We start from the raw sequence: 402 nt of genomic DNA on the forward strand, positions 1-402 counted from the left end.
ACAGCCACCAGTGAGGGTCCTGGATCGGGCTGTCTTGCCCCAGTTCCGCCACATTGATCCATATTTTGTCGGGCCAGCGGTTGGCAAAGCCTTTCAGGTACGGCTCAGTCACCGGCCCGGCCCACAGAATATTGTCAGCATTCTGGATCAGGTCGATATCCGAAGGGCGCAGGGCAAAATCATGAGGTGTCATCCCCGGAGGCACCAGCACATTCAGCCGCTCTGCCGGAACGACAGAAGCCGCGACCAGCGCCAGCGGGTGCACACTGGCCAACACGGATGGCATCCGGCTTTCGGATGTAAGGGCATCGTCCATATCTGCAGCGGCAAACGCTGGTGTGGAGGCGCCAAGAAGTACCAATAACAGTAAAAATATCACTTTGTTCATTGTGTCTCGTTCAG

1 protein-coding gene is annotated in these 402 nt (G+C 56.7%); it reads right to left on the reverse strand.

Annotation, left to right across the window (positions count from 1 at the left end; genetic code table 11):
• Positions 1 to 388, reverse strand: a 388-nt coding sequence (locus tag Q4563_RS16640; protein ID WP_303605279.1) for a metal ABC transporter solute-binding protein, Zn/Mn family, incomplete at its 3' end; no start/stop codon positions are given.
• Positions 389 to 402 lie beyond the last annotated feature (14 nt).

It is taken from the genome of Gilvimarinus sp. 1_MG-2023 (assembly GCF_030548285.1).